The sequence below is a fragment of the Sphingomonas mucosissima genome (assembly GCF_002197665.1).
Taxonomy (GTDB): Bacteria; Pseudomonadota; Alphaproteobacteria; order Sphingomonadales; family Sphingomonadaceae; genus Sphingomonas; species Sphingomonas mucosissima.
Genome location: NZ_NBBJ01000002.1, coordinates 438,303 through 453,854, shown reverse-complemented (window position 1 = coordinate 453,854; position 15,552 = coordinate 438,303). Strand labels below are relative to the sequence as shown.

Annotated in this window: 15 protein-coding genes; 12 read left to right on the top strand and 3 right to left on the bottom strand. The window is 66.6% G+C overall.

Annotated elements, in window-relative coordinates:
* The first annotated feature begins 1 nt into the window (after position 1).
* From cyoC to SPMU_RS09270, 7 genes are all read left to right on the top strand, one after another.
* Positions 2–661 carry a cytochrome o ubiquinol oxidase subunit III gene (gene cyoC, locus SPMU_RS09305; RefSeq protein WP_088333574.1) on the top strand — a complete coding sequence of 220 codons (660 nt, stop codon included), beginning with the start codon at positions 2–4 and terminating at the stop codon, positions 659–661.
* On the top strand, positions 658–1,092 hold the full coding sequence (gene cyoD / locus SPMU_RS09300) for a cytochrome o ubiquinol oxidase subunit IV (protein ID WP_088333573.1): 435 nt from the start codon (positions 658–660) through the stop codon (positions 1,090–1,092). Before cyoC ends, cyoD begins: the two co-directional genes overlap by 4 nt.
* Positions 1,092–1,814: an SURF1 family protein gene (locus tag SPMU_RS09295; protein ID WP_088333572.1), complete on the top strand. Its 723-nt coding sequence runs from the start codon at positions 1,092–1,094 to the stop codon at positions 1,812–1,814. The genes cyoD and SPMU_RS09295 overlap by 1 nt, the downstream gene beginning before the upstream one ends.
* The gene (locus SPMU_RS09290; RefSeq protein WP_088333571.1) at positions 1,814–3,118 is read left to right on the top strand and encodes an ATP-binding protein; all 1,305 of its coding nucleotides are present in this window, start codon (positions 1,814–1,816) and stop codon (positions 3,116–3,118) included. The genes SPMU_RS09295 and SPMU_RS09290 overlap by 1 nt, the downstream gene beginning before the upstream one ends.
* 30 nt (positions 3,119–3,148) lie before the next feature.
* Entirely contained in the window at positions 3,149–3,685 is a 537-nt protein-coding gene (locus SPMU_RS09285) for a response regulator transcription factor (protein ID WP_088333704.1), read from the top strand.
* Positions 3,686–3,790: 105 nt separating this feature from the next.
* The gene (locus tag SPMU_RS09280) at positions 3,791–5,215 is read left to right on the top strand and encodes a diguanylate cyclase domain-containing protein (protein ID WP_169715667.1); all 1,425 of its coding nucleotides are present in this window, start codon (positions 3,791–3,793) and stop codon (positions 5,213–5,215) included.
* A 421-nt stretch (positions 5,216–5,636) separates the two neighbouring features.
* Positions 5,637–6,938, top strand: coding sequence for a cation:proton antiporter (locus SPMU_RS09270; protein WP_088333568.1), 1,302 nt, complete (start codon positions 5,637–5,639; stop codon positions 6,936–6,938).
* Between the two features lie 4 nt (positions 6,939–6,942).
* Here the strand turns inward: SPMU_RS09270 and SPMU_RS09265 are convergent, their stop codons facing one another.
* The gene (locus SPMU_RS09265) at positions 6,943–7,347 is read right to left on the bottom strand and encodes a DUF6165 family protein (RefSeq protein ID WP_088333567.1); all 405 of its coding nucleotides are present in this window, start codon (positions 7,345–7,347) and stop codon (positions 6,943–6,945) included.
* Positions 7,304–8,248 carry a glycosyltransferase family 9 protein gene (locus SPMU_RS09260; RefSeq protein WP_245832965.1) on the bottom strand — a complete coding sequence of 315 codons (945 nt, stop codon included), beginning with the start codon at positions 8,246–8,248 and terminating at the stop codon, positions 7,304–7,306. Before SPMU_RS09260 ends, SPMU_RS09265 begins: the two co-directional genes overlap by 44 nt.
* A 213-nt stretch (positions 8,249–8,461) precedes the next feature.
* Here SPMU_RS09260 and SPMU_RS09255 point away from each other — a divergent pair, with 213 nt between their 5' ends.
* Genes SPMU_RS09255 through SPMU_RS09235 form a run of 5 tightly spaced genes read left to right on the top strand, consistent with a single transcriptional unit; the run spans position 8,462 to position 13,883 of the window.
* A complete protein-coding gene (locus SPMU_RS09255; protein ID WP_088333566.1) occupies positions 8,462–9,277 on the top strand; it encodes a TIGR04290 family methyltransferase in 816 nt (271 codons plus the stop codon).
* Positions 9,274–10,212 carry a glycosyl hydrolase gene (locus SPMU_RS09250; protein WP_088333565.1) on the top strand — a complete coding sequence of 313 codons (939 nt, stop codon included), beginning with the start codon at positions 9,274–9,276 and terminating at the stop codon, positions 10,210–10,212. Before SPMU_RS09255 ends, SPMU_RS09250 begins: the two co-directional genes overlap by 4 nt.
* A gap of 11 nt (positions 10,213–10,223) precedes the next feature.
* Complete coding sequence (locus tag SPMU_RS09245; RefSeq protein ID WP_088333564.1) at positions 10,224–11,198, top strand: Gfo/Idh/MocA family protein; 975 nt, start codon at positions 10,224–10,226, stop codon at positions 11,196–11,198.
* Positions 11,199–11,203: 5 nt separating this feature from the next.
* The gene (locus SPMU_RS09240; RefSeq protein WP_088333563.1) at positions 11,204–12,349 is read left to right on the top strand and encodes a polysaccharide pyruvyl transferase family protein; all 1,146 of its coding nucleotides are present in this window, start codon (positions 11,204–11,206) and stop codon (positions 12,347–12,349) included.
* Entirely contained in the window at positions 12,336–13,883 is a 1,548-nt protein-coding gene (locus SPMU_RS09235) for a Coenzyme F420 hydrogenase/dehydrogenase, beta subunit C-terminal domain (protein ID WP_425442158.1), read from the top strand. Before SPMU_RS09240 ends, SPMU_RS09235 begins: the two co-directional genes overlap by 14 nt.
* Positions 13,884–13,941: 58 nt before the next feature.
* On the opposite strand, the gene SPMU_RS09230 is transcribed toward SPMU_RS09235, so the two are convergent.
* Entirely contained in the window at positions 13,942–15,315 is a 1,374-nt protein-coding gene (locus SPMU_RS09230) for a glycosyltransferase 61 family protein (RefSeq protein WP_088333562.1), read from the bottom strand.
* Between the last annotated feature and the right edge of the window lie 237 nt (positions 15,316–15,552).

The following is a 15,552-nucleotide window of genomic DNA, read 5'->3' as shown; positions in this document are numbered from 1 at the left end:
CATGACGAGCCATTCCCCCACCGTGGAGGAAGCCAACGGAACGGCCGGGGCGGATGCCGCCCCGCCGCTCTTCTACCAGACGGAGGCTGATCATCACGATCACAGCTCCGGCGGGACGATGCTGGGCTTCTGGATCTACCTGATGAGCGACGCGCTCATCTTCGCGACGCTGTTTGCCACTTATGGCGTGCTCAGCACCAGCTATGCCGGCGGCCCCGCCCCGTCGCAGATCTTTGATCTGTCGCTGGTCGCGCTGAACACCGCGATGCTGCTGATCTCGTCGATCACCTGCGGCATGGCGATGATCGCGATGGAACAAGGCAACGTACGCGGCACGCAGCTGTGGCTTGCCATTACCGGCCTGTTCGGGGCGGCCTTCATCGGTATCGAGCTGTATGAATTCGCCGAGCTGATCCACGAAGGCGCGACGCCGATGCGCAGCGCGTTCCTGTCCGGCTTCTTCACCCTGGTCGGCACGCACGGGCTGCACGTGTTCAGCGGCCTGATCTGGATCGTCGTGATGGTGATCCAACTCGGTCAGCGCGGGCTGATCATCGAAAACCGTCGTCGCCTGATGTGCCTCAGCATGTTCTGGCATCTGCTCGACGTCGTCTGGATCGGCGTCTTCACCTTTGTCTACCTGCTCGGAGTTCTGCGATGAGCGCGCCACGGCCTTACGCCAATTCGCACGATCGCGGCCAAGGACACGGCCCCGGTCACGGCCCCCGCGATGCGGACGGCCATCGTGATGCGCCCCCGCCCGATGGCGGCCATGGCCACGGGTCGCGCCGCGGCTATGTGATCGGCTTCCTCCTGTCAGCGGTGCTGACGGCGATACCGTTCTGGCTCGTCATGACCGGCGCGATCGCGAGCGTTCAGACCACGGCGATCATCGTCGTCGCACTCGCCTTTGTGCAGATCATCGTCCACACCTTCTTCTTCCTGCATCTCAATCCGCGCGCGGAGGGCGGCTGGACGCTGCTGGCCTTCATCTTCACCGTGATCATCATCGCCATCGTGATCGCGGGCTCGTTGTGGATCATGTTCCATCTGAACAGCAACATGATGCCGATGGACGGCATGGGCATGTGATGCGGCGTTATGCGTTCGTCGGCGTCTGCCTGACGCTGACGGCGCTCTTCACGGCGCTGGGCTTTTGGCAGGTCGAACGCCGCGCGTGGAAGCTCGATCTGATCGGCAAGGTGGAGGCGCGGGTTCACGCCGCCCCGTCTCCCCTTCCCCCGCCATCGCAATGGGGCGGGGATCTGGCGTACCGGCGGGTGCGCGTCACCGGCCGCTTTCTGCACGATCACGAAACCTTGGTGCAGGCCGTCACTGTGCATGGCCCCGGCTGGTGGGTGATGACGCCGATGCGCCTGTCCGATCCCGCGCCGGCCTTTCGCCGCGCCACCGGTCACCCGCTGATCCTCGTCAACCGAGGCTTTGTGCCAAACGAACGGCATGATCCTGCCACCCGCCGCTTGGCGTTGCCGGCCGAGCGGGTGAGCCTCACCGGCCTGATCCGCGGCAGCGAGCCCGGGGGCGCCTTTCTTCGCAGCAACGATCCCGCCGCCGACCGCTGGTTCTCGCGCGATGTCGCGGCGATCGCCCGAGCGCGGAACCTCGGCCCGATCGTTCCCTTCTTCCTTGATGCGGACGCAACGGCCAATCCCGGCGGCTACCCCATCGGCGGGCTGACGGTGATCGCCTTTCGCAACAATCACCTATCCTATGCCATTACGTGGTTCGGCCTTGCGCTGCTCAGCCTTGCTGGCGCCGCGATGGTGATCCGTTCGGGCGCCCGGAGGCGATGATGGATTCGCCCCTTCTCGCGCTTACGCGCCGGTCCGCCGCCCAGGCCGGTTCCTCGCACGATTCCGCCGCCGCTGAAAACATGCGCCAGCTGCTGCAGCTGCGCTGGATGGCAGTGGCCGGGCAGTTGATCACGATCCTCGTGGTTCACTTCCTGCTCGGCGTGAAGCTGCCGCTGTTCCCGATGATGGTGGTGATCGCGCTTCAGGCCTTTGCCAACATCGTCAGCTTCGTCCTGCTCAGCCGCGGCCGCGTCACCAACGTGGAACTGATGCTTGGCCTCCTCTTCGACGTGGGCTCTTTGACGGCGCAGCTGTCGCTCAGCGGCGGGGCCACCAATCCGTTCGTGTCGCTCTTCCTGATCCAGGTGGTGTTGAGCGCGATCCTCCTGGAAACCTGGTCGGTGTGGGTGCTCGTCGTGCTCACCACCGTTTGTTATGCCGGGCTCGCTGCGGACAGCCGGCCGCTCGATTATCCCGCCAATATCGAGCCGCTGATCAGCGATCTCACCGCGCTGGGCGCTTGGCTCAGCTTCGTGCTCAGCGGCACGCTTGTCGCCATGTTCGTCACCCGCATCAGCCGCAACCTGCGCGCGCGAGATGCCTTTCTCGCCGATCTGCGGCAGCGCGCCGCGGAGGAGGACGGGATCGTGCGCATCGGCCTGTTCGCCAGCGGCGCCGCGCACGAGCTCGGCACCCCGCTCGCCTCGCTTGCCGTGATCCTGAGCGACTGGCGACGCCTCCCCAAGATCGCCCAGGATCCCGAACTCGCCGGGGAGCTGGCGGAGATGCAGGCCGAGGTGCAGCGCTGCAAGGCGATCGTGACGGACATTCTCCACTCCGCCGGCGAGCCGCGGGGCGAGGCCATGCAAAGCGTCGGCGCGCGCGCCTTTCTGCTCGATATCGTGGACGAATGGCGCAGCACATTGGCCCGCGGCGCGCTCTCCGTTGATCTCGACGGACTGGGCGACGCCGCGGTAGTCGCCGGCCCGTCACTACGCCAGGCGGTGTGGAACCTGTTGGATAATGCGGCGGAGGCGTCGCCCGGCGATGCGGCGCTGATCGCTAACTGCGACGCGGGCGAACTCACCATATCCGTGATCGACAACGGGCCGGGCTTCAACGAAAGCCAGCTCGCCTCGGTGGGCAAGCTCTACAATTCCAGCAAGGGCGCCGGCCATGGTGTCGGCCTGTTCCTCGCGAGTAATGTTGCGCGCAGGCTGGGCGGTCGGCTCGAGGCCACGAACCGTCCAGGCGGCGGCGCGGACGTACGGCTCGTCCTCCCCCTCGCCAAGCCGCGGCGCTAGGGTTTCCGTGCCAACCCGCAGGAGATGGTGATGACTGACGAACGCCGGATCCTGATCGTCGAGGACGACGCAACCTTTGCACGCACGCTTCAGCGCTCGTTTGAACGGCGCGGCTACCGCGTCTGGCTGGCGCATGGCCCGGCGGAGATGGAGGCGGCGTTGGACGAGGCGCACCCCGGCTTTGCCGTCGTCGATCTGAAGCTCGGCAATGCCTCGGGTTTGGCCTGCGTCGAGCGGCTGCACCGCTTTGATCCTGCCATGCTGATCGTGGTGCTGACCGGCTTCGCCAGCATCGCCACGGCGGTCGAGGCGATCAAGCTTGGCGCCTGCCATTATCTCGCCAAGCCTTCCAACACCGACGACATCGAGGCCGCCTTCGCCAAGGCGAGCGACGGCAACGCCGATGTTCCGATCGAGGGGCGCAGCACCTCCATCAAGACGCTGGAATGGGAACGGATCAACGAAACGCTGGCCGAAACGGGCTTCAATATCTCCGAAACGGCACGCCGGCTCGGCATGCACCGTCGAACGCTGGCCCGTAAGCTGGAGAAGAAACCCGTACGGTAAAGCGAGTGTGCGTTAACCGGAGCCTAACGTTTCGCTAGGCATTTTACTGCCATGTTCCCGGTGCATGAAGAGGAACGCCTTGCGGCCCTGCGGTCGTTGGAGGTGATGGATACGCCTCCCGAGCCGGAGTTTGACGCGATCGTCCGCGGCGTGCGCCACATTTTCGATTCCCGCATGGCTTTTGTGTCTCTGCTCGACGCCAATCGTCAGTGGTTCAAGGCCCGCTGCGGCCTTGATGCGCCGGAAACGGAGCGTGAGGTCTCGATCTGCCAATATGCGGTCGAGGCGGATGCCATGCTGGTCATCCCCGACACGCTGGCCGATCCCTTCTTTGCCACCAGCCCGGTGGTCGTCGGCGAACCATTCGTCCGTTCTTATGCCGGCGTCCCGCTCCGCCACGGGGTTTCGCGAGACGCGCGCAAATATCCGATCGGCACCCTGTGCGTCGCGGATGATCGCCTGCTGGATTTCACGCCCGAGAAGCTTGATTTGCTGCAAGGCTTTGCGGGTGTGATCGAGGGCATGTTGGAAGCGCGGCGGGACCGTTCGGAAAGCCTCAGGCTGGCGCTGTCGCGTCAGGAAGCGCTGATCGCGAGCGAGCGCGCGCAGCGCATCCTGCAGCAGGCCGAGCGGATGGCGCGCATCGGGTCGTGGCGGCTAGACCTGTCGAACTTTGAAACGCACTGGTCGGCGCAGACCTATGCCATTCATCAGCTGCCACAAACCGGCAAGCCCGACCTGAACAAGTCGTTGCTCCATTATCCGCCCGCCGATCGCGAAAAGATCATGCAAGCGCTCGGCACGTGCGCAAACACTGGCGAGCCCTGGGACTTGGAGGTCGATCTCGTCGACGCGACGGGTGTATTTCGTCGTATCCGGGTGATGGCAGAGGCGGAGATCCGCAATCAGAAAGTCGTGGCCATCATCGGGGTGATGCAGGACATCACCGAACGCTACAAGGTGGAGCGCCGGCTGCGGGAATTCGCGCTGACCGACGAACTCACCGGACTGGCCAGTCGGCGCGCATTCAATGAAACGCTTGACGAGGCGCTGGCCAGCACGCCCGCGCGCGGGTCGGCACTCGCCGTCGCGATCATCGATCTCGATCGCTTCAAGGAAGTGAACGATCGCATGGGCCACCCGGCAGGCGACGAGGTGCTGCGCGTCATGGCGGCCAAGCTCAGTGCGGCCGATCACCTGGGCGATTTCCTGGCGGCGCGCCTGGGCGGCGACGAATTTGTCGTGATGCTGCGCGGCAGCCACGCCGCTGAGCGCCTTGCCGAAGGGATCGAGCGATTGCTCGCCGATCTGCGCCACACCGTTTACGGCGAGGGTGCCGATCCGCACGCGGGGATCACCGTGTCTGCGACGATCGGCGCGTGCGTGCGCGATGCCACCTGCGCCGATCGCCCCTCGCTGATGAAGGCAGCGGACGAGGCGCTGTATGTGGCGAAGCGCGCTCGGCGCGGCACGGGCGCGATCGCCGGTCGCGACGGCATTCTGGTCGCGCGCGCCGCGGAGCCCGCCTGACCGCCTAGGCCAGCCCTCACTCGGACGCGCGCGGCACCCACTTTCCCTTGGTCCTGCTCGTCAGGCGAAGCGCGCCCGGCGCGGCACGGGCGCGATCGCCGGTCGCGACGGCATCCTGGTCGCGCGCGCCGCCGAGGCCGCCTGACCGCCTAGGCCAGCCCTCACTCGGACGCGCGCGGCACCCACTTCCCTTTGGTCCTGCTCGTCAGGTGAAACTGTCCGCACCGCTCGCAACGATAAATCCGCAGCGTGATGTCCGCCTCTCGCACGGCAGCGAGCGCCTCCGCCTCATGGGCAAAGCGTCGCTTGCGGCCACACGTGCTCAGTTTCGTCCGCAGTCCCGCTGCCCCCCCTGCTACCGCCAACATGCTGTGTGCAGACCAGAACAGCAACAAACCGGTGTTCAGGCGTTACACCGCTGATGCTTCAATTCTCCACCCCCGATCCGTACATCCTGTGGCTGACGGGCGCCGGGGTGCTCATCGCCCTCGTCGCCTGGTTGCCGATCGCCTTGCGCAAACTGCCCCTGTCCTTGCCGATCATCTGCATCGGCATCGGCGCGATGGTCTTTTCGCTGCCCGCCGTGCGCTGGCAGCCGATGCCCTATGAGTATCCGGACGTCACCGAGCGGCTGACCGAATTCGTCGTCATCATCGCACTGATGGGCGCCGGGCTGAAGCTTGATCGAGTGTTCCGCTGGCGCAAATGGGCCGTCACCTGGCGGCTGCTCGCCATCACCATGCCGCTGGGCATCGCCATCATCACCCTGATCGGCGGCTGGTGGCTGGGGCTCGGCTGGGTTGCCGCGCTGCTACTCGGCGCGTGCCTCGCACCGACCGACCCGGTGCTCGCCGCCGACGTCCAGGTCGGCCCGCCCAAATCCAATGACGAGGACGAGGTGCGCTTTGGCCTCACCTCGGAAGCCGGCCTCAACGACGGCTTCGCCTTTCCCTTTGTCCACCTAGCCATCGTACTCGGCACGGTGGCTGCCGCGGGAGAGCCTTGGGCCAAGGATTGGGTGCTGGAAAATGTCGTCTGGGAAATCGTCATCGGCATCGGTGCCGGCTGGCTCGTCGGCAAGGCTTTTGGTTGGCTCACCTTTCACGTTCCCGCCGAAACGAAGCTGGCCGCTACGGGCGACGGCCTGATCGCTGTCGCCGCCACCTTCGTCTCTTATGGCTTGACGGAGGTCGTGCACGCCTACGGATTTCTCTCGGTATTCGTCACCGCGCTCACCTTGCGCCGGTCGCATCGCGATCACGAATTCAATCACCAGATGCACGACCTCACCGAGCAGGTGGAGCGGATCGCCATGATGGTGCTGCTGATCCTGTTCGGCGGCGCGCTGGTGGATGGGCTGTTGTCGGCCTTGCGCTGGACGGATGTGGTGGCCGCGGGCGTCCTGATCCTGATCGTGCGGCCGCTCACCGGCTATGTCGCGCTCGCCGGGTTCCCGGCCGATCGCTCGGAAAAGCTCACCATCGCGTTTTTCGGCATCCGCGGCGTCGGCTCATTCTATTACCTCGCCTATGCGCTCAACCGGATGGAGCTGCCGGAGGCGGACCGCTTGTGGGCGATCGTCGGGCTGACGGCGCTGTTCTCGATCCTGCTTCACGGGTTGACGGTAACGCCGATCATGCGCTTGCTGGACCGCTCGCACGGGCGCGATCCCGATGCCGCCGCCGCGCCGCCGGGCTTGCAAGGCCCCGCGGCGGAGCGCTGAGCGCTCAGGCCGCCATGCAGCTTGCGTAGCTCTTTTCCTCGATCAGGTCGGATTCGAGCTTCAGGTTGATCTCGCGCTTGATCGCCGCGCGCTCGTCGTTGCGCTGGTACACGGCGCGCGCGAGGCGGATGAACTCGGCACCGAACTCACCCGCGGCTTCCTGTTCGCGGATCGCGTCCTCGATCTCCCACAAGGCCTCGTTCACGGCCTTCAGCGCCTGCACCAACGGCGCAATCCCGCCGCGCGTCAGCACCTGCGCACCGATCGACCGCAACTGCGTATATTCGCGCACCACATTCTTCCGCGCCTCGGCGCGTGTGATCCGCTCGCGCTTGATCTCCAGGATGGTGATCTTGTCGAGCAATTCACCCCACGACACGGGAACCGATGGTGCTGCGATACTCGCCATAAGCGGGCCTTTCGTCTTGGGTGAGGTGAAGTGTGTGGTCGGACAGATCGCGCACGACACGCGCGATCACGCCCGCCCAGTCGCCAGGCGTCTGCTGCACATACAGGCGCATGTCGGGGTACCAGGGCGTGTCCGTCGCCGCAGGGTTCCAGCGCCAGTCCGGCTCCGCCTTCAGCAGCAGCCAGGTCGGGCGGCCGAGCGCGCCCGCCAGGTGCGCGATCATCGTGTCCACGGTGATCACCAGGTCGCAAGCCGCGACCAGCGCGGCGGTCGCATCCATGGCAAAGGCGCAGCCCGCCGGGTTCAGCACCGGCAGCGTCGATGGTTCGGACACCAGCGTGATGCAGCGATGCGCCGCCGCGATCGGCGCCAGCAGCGCAGGATCGAGCGATCGCGCCACGTCCCAGTCGCCGCCCTGATGGCACAGGCCGATCGTTGCCGGCGGCAGCGCGGCGGGGCTTGCCGTCAGGTACGGAAACCGGCTCTCCTCGGGCCGCGCGCGCAAGGCAAAGGGCAGTTCGGTGATCTCAATGTCGCATGCCGCCGGCGGCAGCGGGCGCGCGTGATCAAACGGCACCACGGTGATCGCAGCATCGACAGTGGCGATGAGGTCGCACAACCGCGCCGGCGCCTCCACCGTCACCGACGCCGCCCGGGCTGTAAGCGCTGGCAGGTAGCGCGCGAACTGGATGGTATCGCCCAGCCCGTGATAGCACCGCACCAGCACGTCGCGACCATCAAAGGGCCGCCCGTCCCAAACCCAGCGCAGATAATAAGGCAGGCTCGGGTCGTCGCGCGTCGCGGGATCACGCCGCGCCAGATCGCGCGAGGTCATCGCCCAGGCGCGCGGATAATCCGCCGCCCGCATCGCCGAAACCCAGGTCTGCGCGCCGCCCTCCATCAACAAACCCCGTCCATCAACAAAGCTGAATGTCGCAAAGCCGCCGGCGGTTCCCTGCGCGTCACCTTCGAAGGTCGACGCGAACGATGTACGCGCTTCAGGGAACAGCTTTGCAGCACGTTCGTTAGGCGTAACGAGGTTCCCGGTGCTATCGCACGGGGAAACCCATCTTCTTTGGCACCGCATGTCGCGGGCCGTCATCCAGGGGGCGCGATGCCGGTAGCCGCACGTTCGAATGACGAGACGCGCAAACGCGAGCTAAGTAGTAGCATCGCAGCGCTCGCGCCGTGGTTCCACAATATCGATCTGAACGGCGTGCAAACCGCACCCGAGCACTTCCTGGGCAATTACCCCGGCGACAAGTTCGCCCGCTTTGCCAACATCTTCCCGGCCGATCTTACCGGCAAGAGCGTGCTCGACATCGGCTGCAACGCGGGCTTCTATTCGGTCGAGGCGAAGCGTCGCGGCGCGGCGCGTGTCGTCGGCATCGACAGCGACGATCGTTATCTCGCGCAGGCGCGCCTCGCGACCGACGCGCTCGGCTTTACCGGCGTCGAGTTCCGCAACCTGTCCGTCTATGATGTCGCGGCGCTCGGCGAGCAGTTCGACCTCGTGATCTTCATGGGCGTCCTCTACCATTTGCGTCACCCGCTGCTCGCGCTGGATCTGATCCGCGAGCATGTCGCCGGCGACGCGATGCTGTTCCAGACGCTGCAGCAGGGCGCGCGCGAGGTGGCCGACGTGCCGGAGGATCACCCGTTCTTTGAGCCGGGCACTTACACGCCGCCGGCCTATTTCGACGCGCCCGGCTATCCCAAGATGCATTTCATCGAGCGGAAGTTCGCCGGGGACTGGACGAACTGGTGGGCGCCCAATGCCGCCGCCAGCCAGGCGATGCTGCGCGCTGCCGGCTTCACCGTCGAGGCGCAGGCCGACGGCGACGTATATTATTGCCGGGTCGCACCGGTGCCGTTCGGCCAGTACGGGCCAACGGCGGTCTATCCAGCCAAGGGGGGAACAAGTTCGTGATCGAAGCGGCGATGATCTGGAACGAGCCGAACAACAAATCGCATTGGGATCCGGAGATCGATCCCGATTGGTCATCCTTCGCCGATCACGTCATTCGCGCGGGCAATTCGATTGCAGCGATCAATCCGGCGATCACGCGCGTCCTTGGCGGCATGTCGCCGATCGACCCGCATTGGGTGAACCGGATGCGCGCGCATGGCGCGCTCGACGCGGTGGACGTGATCGCGGTGCACGGCTTTCCGCTCGATTGGAACCTGTGGTCGATCCACGACTGGCCCAAGAAGATCGCGGAAATCGAGGCCGTTACGGACAAGCCGATCTGGGTCACCGAAGTGGGCGTCGGCTCGTTCGGCGCAGAGGAAGTGCAGGTGTTCGGCGTCGAGAAGACCGCCGAACTGCTCATCGGCCGGGTTCCCAACATCTATTGGTATTCGCTTTACGATCTGCCGCAGTCCTGGGGCGCCACCACGCGCCACCGTGAGGCGGAGGGCTCGAGCTATTACCGCCACTTCTACATGGGCCTGATCCGTGAAGACGGCACGCCCAAGCCCTCGCTCGACGTGTACGCCCGCCACGCCGCGGACATGGGCCTGATGCAATGGTTCCACTTCGAGGATCCGCGGCTCGACGAGGCAGTCGGCTGGCTCAAGCGGCTCGGCACGCGCAAGCTGCGCACCGGCCTCAGCTGGGCCGATCGTTTCCGTCCCAACGCGCTCGATTGGTTCGATCGCCAGATGGAGGCGCTGGCCGATTTCGAGGTGACCGTCACTTTCTGCTTCACGCCCGAGCATCTCGGCGTCCAACCGCATCATACCAGCCCGGCGCGCGATCCGCAGATGTTTGCCGATTTCTGCGCGGAAATGATCGACCGCTACGCGCCGGCCCAAGCAAGTTCGGGCAAGGCGACTCCGCTCAAGCTCGTCGCCTCGGCCTGAAAGACACACGCATGAAGCCCCGTATCGGGTTCCTCGGCACCGGCTGGATCGGTCGTCACCGCATGGCCGCCATGGTCGCAACGGGGGCGGTCGAGGCCGTCGCCGTCTGCGATCCCTCGCCCGAATGTATCGCAGAGGCCGCCGCCGTCGCGCCTGCCATTCGCGTCGTGGAATCGCTCGACGCCATGCTCGCGCTCGACATCGACGGGGTGGTCGTCGCCACCCCCAGCGCGCTGCACGCGGATCAGTCGATCCAGGCGCTGCAGGCCGGCAAGGCGGTTTTCTGTCAAAAGCCGCTCGGCCGCACCGCGGCGGAAGTGGACGCCGTCATCGCCGCCGCGCGCAAGGCGGATCGGCTGCTCGGTGTCGACCTCTCCTACCGCCACACCGCGGGCATGGAGGCGATCGCCGGACTGATCCGCGAGGGCGCACTTGGTGACGTCTTCGCGATCGATCTCACCTTCCACAACGCCTACGGCCCGGACAAGCCGTGGTTCTACGATCCCGCGCAATCGGGCGGCGGCTGCGTGGTCGACCTCGGCGTCCACTTGGTCGATCTCGCGCTTTGGGCGCTCGGCTATCCCAAAGCGACCGACGCGCATGCCGCGCTGTTCGCCGGCGGCCAGCCGCTCCACCCCGGCTCGGTCGAGGATTATGCCAGCGCCAGCTTCAACGCCGGCGGCACCAACGTGCGCCTCACCTGCTCCTGGCGCCTCCACGCTGGGCAGGATGCCGTGATCGCGGCTGATTTCTACGGCACGAACGGCGGCGCGGCGTTCCGCAACGTCGGTGGCAGCTTCTACGATTTCACCGCCGATCACTTCACCGGCACGTCAGCCTATCGCCTCACCAATGGTGCCGACGATTGGGGCGGCCGCGCCGCCGCCGCCTGGGCCACCCAACTCGCCCGAAGCCACCATTACGACCCCGCCGCCGATCATTTCGCGCGTTCGGCAGAGGTGCTCGACCTCATTTACGGTCGCTGATCGGCATGGCAGCACGTAAGGTCGGCGTCCTCACCTTTCACCGTTCGATCAACTACGGCTCCTATTGGCAGGCGCGCTGCTTGGTCGAAGGGCTGCGCGCCCGTGGCCTCGCCGCCGAGCTGCTCGATCACCGCTCCCGCCGCGTGGAATGGCGCGAGGCGCGCAACGCCTTTCAGCCCACTCTCCCGGTGCGCACCGATCCGGGCCACTTTGCCGCGCTCGGCCGCAAGACGCGCGCGCTGATCGCCGCGGTCGACGCGCTCCCGCTCTCGCCCGCCTTCCCGCTCGAGGATCCGGCACAATCGCCGCATTACGACACGGTGGTGGTCGGCAGCGACGAGGTCTGGAATTTTCGCCATCCCTGGTATTCGGGCGCGTCGATCTTCTTCGGCGATGGCCTCCACGCCGACCGCCTCGTCTCCTATGCCGCCAGCGTCGGCAATCACGACGCGGCCGACGGCATCGACACCGCCTGGCTGAACCGCCTGCGCCGCTTCCACGCCATCTCCGTCCGCGATGAAAACAGCCGCGCGCTGCTCGCCGACCTCTCCGCCGAACGTGCCGAGCAAAGTCGAGCCACGGGTGAAGAGCGCAGCGCCCCTGGCATGTCGCTCGACGACGCTCGGCACGAACGGACCGGGGTGCCCCTGGTCCTCGATCCCTGCCTGCAATTCCCGGAGATCATCCCCGACGCAGCCACGCCGGCGGGCGAGCGTTACGCCATCGTGTACGGCCACAGTTTCCCCGCCTGGTTCACCACGCAGCTGCGCCGCTGGGCCGACCGCACCGGCACGCGCCTCGTCACGCTCGGCTACCCCAGCGCGATCGCCGACGACGCACGGATCGACGCCAGCCCGGCCGATTTCTCCGCCCTGATCGCCGGCGCCGCCGCGGTCGCGACCAATTTCTTCCATGGCTGCGTCTTCGCGATTCGCCACAATCGCCCGTTCGTCTGCGCCGCCTCGCCCTATCGCCGCAACAAGGTGCAGGATTTGACCCGCATCCTGGGCCTGGAAGATCACCTCGTCTCGGAAGGCCTGAGCGACGCCGCGTTCGCCGACCGCCTTGCCGCCCTCCCCCCGGGCCTCGCCGACCGCCTCGCCGCGGCCCGCGCCGCCTCTACTCGCTTCCTCGATCATGCCCTCGCCTGAGGCCCTAACCCCCGCCGACATCGTGGAGTCAGGCCTGTGCATCGGCTGCGGCGGCTGCGCGATTAAGGGTATGGCATGGGACAAATACGGTCAGCGCAAACCGAGCGCGGCCACCCTCAACCACTACCGTCATGCCGGCCCCGTGCCGGCATCCAGCCATCCGCAAACTAACCAGCCAAACGGTACGCGTGACGCTGAATGCCGGGACCAGCCCGGCATGACGGCAGGGATATCCGCTAGCCCAACCACGGCCCGTCATCCCGGCCTGGAGCCGGGATACAACGCGCCGCACACGCTGTCTGCTGAGAGCACCCAGCCGGCCGCCCCCTTCGCGCAGACCTGCCCCTTCTCCCCCGTCGCACGCAACGAGGACCAGCTCGCCCTCGCCCGCTTCCCGCAAGCACCCCACCATGACGCCCGTCTCGGCCGCTACGAGGCAAACTACGTCGGCCACGCCGACGAGGCGCCGTTCCGCGAGCGCGGCAGCAGCGGCGGCATGGTCAGCTGGGTCGCCGCTGATCTCCTCGCCGCCGGCGCGATCGACGGCGTCGCCCACGTCATCCCCTCAACGGGCGACCGCCTCTTCCACTACCGCATCTCGCGCACCCCCGATCAGATCCTCGAGGGCGCCCGCTCGCGCTATTACCCCGTCGACCTCGCCGAAGTGCTCGCCGAGATCCGCGCCACCCCCGGCCGCTACGCCATCATCGGCGTGCCCTGCTTCATCAAGGCGGTCAGCCTGCTGCGCGAGCAGGATCCGATCCTGAACGAGCGCATCACTCACCTCCTCGGCCTGTTCTGCGGCCATATGAAGAGCGCCGCTTTCGTCGACAGCTTCGCCTGGCAGCTCCATGTCCCCCGCGACGAAGTCCGCGCCGTCGAATATCGCCGCAAGGATCCCGACCGCCCCGCCAATTGGTACACCGCGCACCTGACGCTGAACGACGGCACTGCGCGCTGGCAGGACTGGTTTCACCTGGCGGATGGCGACTGGGGCGCCGGCTTCTTCCAGAATTCGGCGTGCGACGCCTGTGACGATGTGGTCGCCGAATGCGCCGACGTCTCCTTTGGCGACGCCTGGGTGGAGCCTTATTCGTCCGATGGGCGCGGCACCAATGTCGTGATCGTCCGCTCGCCCGAGATCGCCGGCCGCATCGCCTCGGCGATCGAAGACGGCCGCCTCGACCTGAAAGCCGTCGACGCAGACTTCATCGCCAATACGCAGGCCGCCGGCTTCCGCCAGCGCCGCGAGGGGCTCGCCTATCGCCTCACCTGGCAGAAGCGCCGGGTCACCCCGATCAAGCGCGTGGCGCCCCGGGCCGAGGGCCACCCGCCACGTCGCCGCGCGATCTACCGCACCCGCGCCGCCATCGCCCGCTGGAGCCACCGCATGGCTTGGGCGGCCAAGCGCCTCCACGTCCCCGCGCTCTACACGCGCTGGGCCAAGGCCAGCCTCTACGTCTATCAGGCGCTCGCCTACAAACGCTTTCGCCTCGGCCGCCTTCTCGCCCGCCTCGACGGTGTCGAGGGCTGACCCACCGCCAATCGCGCCAGCGCACGATCGCCGCCCTGTCTGCTTCAATAGGTAAGCTTCATTTCCGCTTATTCGCCGCTTGCCGCGCGCGCGCCGCGAGCCGTTGCTCCCGCGCAACGCGCCGCGCGCGCCTCGCCAGTCGATCTTCCCGCGTGGCGCGCTCCGCAGCCGCCGAAGGATCAACGGTCGCTTGGTCCGCCCTCGCCCGGCCAGTGGCCGACTTCGTCTGCTCTCGCGGCCGTTTCCGCTGGCCCACTCCGGCGATCCTGCCGCCCGCCGACACCGTCGCTGCCAGCGCCTCATGCAGCTGCTTGGCCGCGGCAGGCCGTTCATGATGCGACCCCGCCGTCGCCCATTCGATATAGCGTTCGAGGTCTGCATGCGCCGCCGCGAGATAGCTGATCGGCGAAACATCTCCGATCGCGCCCGCCCCGATCTCCGCCAGGAACCGCCCCAGGTCATCCAGCGCGATGACGGAAACGCCGCGGTGGATCAGCGATTGATCCGCCTCGTTGATAAAGGCCGAACCGAGATACGGGTTGCCGCTGAAGGAATCGAACCGCCTCGATCGCGGCGCCAGCACCGGATCGAACTGGCTGCGCGCCCGGGCGCGGCGGTTCATCAGGATCGTGTGGCCCAGCGTTTCGCCGCCGAATAGCTCAACGCCGTGGCAGGCGGATCCCTCGGCAAACAGCACCACGTCGGCATTGCCGTAAAGCGCGAATTGCTCGGTCAGCGACAGAAGCTCGCTGTGCATGATATGGAAGTGCGCATCCTTCAGCGCCGCTTCCAGCACGCGCTCGCCCAGGATGCCCGAGCCATGCTCCAGCCCCGATCGCGAGACATAGATCTTCTTGGGGTAGGTATCGTCCCGGGCGATCACGACGGGCGAGTGCTGGCGCAGCAGCTCCAGATACCAGGGCTTCGGCCCGCCCCCGAGATCCGAGCCGGCCTCCACGATCAGAAGCTCCTCGACGATCGTGTCCTGCGTCACGACCGTGCAATTGGCCACGTTGATGTTGAACAGCGCCAGGATCGAGCGGGTCAGCGCCGGCAACGCGGCAAAGGTCGCGTCATCCCCTTTTTTCGTCAGGATAAGCCATTGCGGGTCACGAATGATCTGCCGGGTCGGCACGATGCGATGGACCATCTCCGCCATCGCATGGCCGAAATGCCCGAAGGCTAGGCCGAGATAAGCAAAGGATCCGGGAAGGTGCACGGGATCGCGCAGGGTCGGCGCGAAATGATCAACCGCTTCGCGCCGGCGATTATGCCGCAGCAGCAGGCTCTCGGGATCATCGCCCAATATGGGCCCGCCATAGAATTTGCCGTCGGGCCGCTCGGCCGCCTGCACATGCGCTGACCGGATCGTGCGCGAAACAGGACCGCTCGCCGCCAATGTCTCTCCCCTGCCGCACGCGCGGTGTGGCATCAGGGCTAAAGCTCATGCAGCGGGTAAGCAAGCGCTCCCACGGCTCGAGCACTGCAATCACCCGCTCGTCCGCTGCCTGACCACAAACCAACGCGGCCAATCATGGGGCGGTGGCTTCCGTTCCCATCCCGACGCAGCCCTGCGCCCAGCGAGCGCCACGAGGAACCGCGGGGTGCACATGGAGTTGGTCTTATATCCACCCGGTCGAAAACCGCCCGCGCGACGAGGCGTCGAAGC

Coding starts and splice junctions, on each gene's coding strand:
- cyoC (WP_088333574.1), top strand. CDS start 2: ATGACGAGCCATTCCCCCACCGTGGAGGAAGCCAACGGAACGGCCGGG.
- cyoD (WP_088333573.1), top strand. CDS start 658: ATGAGCGCGCCACGGCCTTACGCCAATTCGCACGATCGCGGCCAAGGA.
- SPMU_RS09295 (WP_088333572.1), top strand. CDS start 1,092: ATGCGGCGTTATGCGTTCGTCGGCGTCTGCCTGACGCTGACGGCGCTC.
- SPMU_RS09290 (WP_088333571.1), top strand. CDS start 1,814: ATGGATTCGCCCCTTCTCGCGCTTACGCGCCGGTCCGCCGCCCAGGCC.
- SPMU_RS09285 (WP_088333704.1), top strand. CDS start 3,149: ATGACTGACGAACGCCGGATCCTGATCGTCGAGGACGACGCAACCTTT.
- SPMU_RS09280 (WP_169715667.1), top strand. CDS start 3,791: ATGGATACGCCTCCCGAGCCGGAGTTTGACGCGATCGTCCGCGGCGTG.
- SPMU_RS09270 (WP_088333568.1), top strand. CDS start 5,637: ATGCTTCAATTCTCCACCCCCGATCCGTACATCCTGTGGCTGACGGGC.
- SPMU_RS09265 (WP_088333567.1), bottom strand. CDS start 7,347: ATGGCGAGTATCGCAGCACCATCGGTTCCCGTGTCGTGGGGTGAATTG.
- SPMU_RS09260 (WP_245832965.1), bottom strand. CDS start 8,248: ATGGAGGGCGGCGCGCAGACCTGGGTTTCGGCGATGCGGGCGGCGGAT.
- SPMU_RS09255 (WP_088333566.1), top strand. CDS start 8,462: ATGCCGGTAGCCGCACGTTCGAATGACGAGACGCGCAAACGCGAGCTA.
- SPMU_RS09245 (WP_088333564.1), top strand. CDS start 10,224: ATGAAGCCCCGTATCGGGTTCCTCGGCACCGGCTGGATCGGTCGTCAC.
- SPMU_RS09240 (WP_088333563.1), top strand. CDS start 11,204: ATGGCAGCACGTAAGGTCGGCGTCCTCACCTTTCACCGTTCGATCAAC.
- SPMU_RS09235 (WP_425442158.1), top strand. CDS start 12,336: ATGCCCTCGCCTGAGGCCCTAACCCCCGCCGACATCGTGGAGTCAGGC.
- SPMU_RS09230 (WP_088333562.1), bottom strand. CDS start 15,315: ATGCCACACCGCGCGTGCGGCAGGGGAGAGACATTGGCGGCGAGCGGT.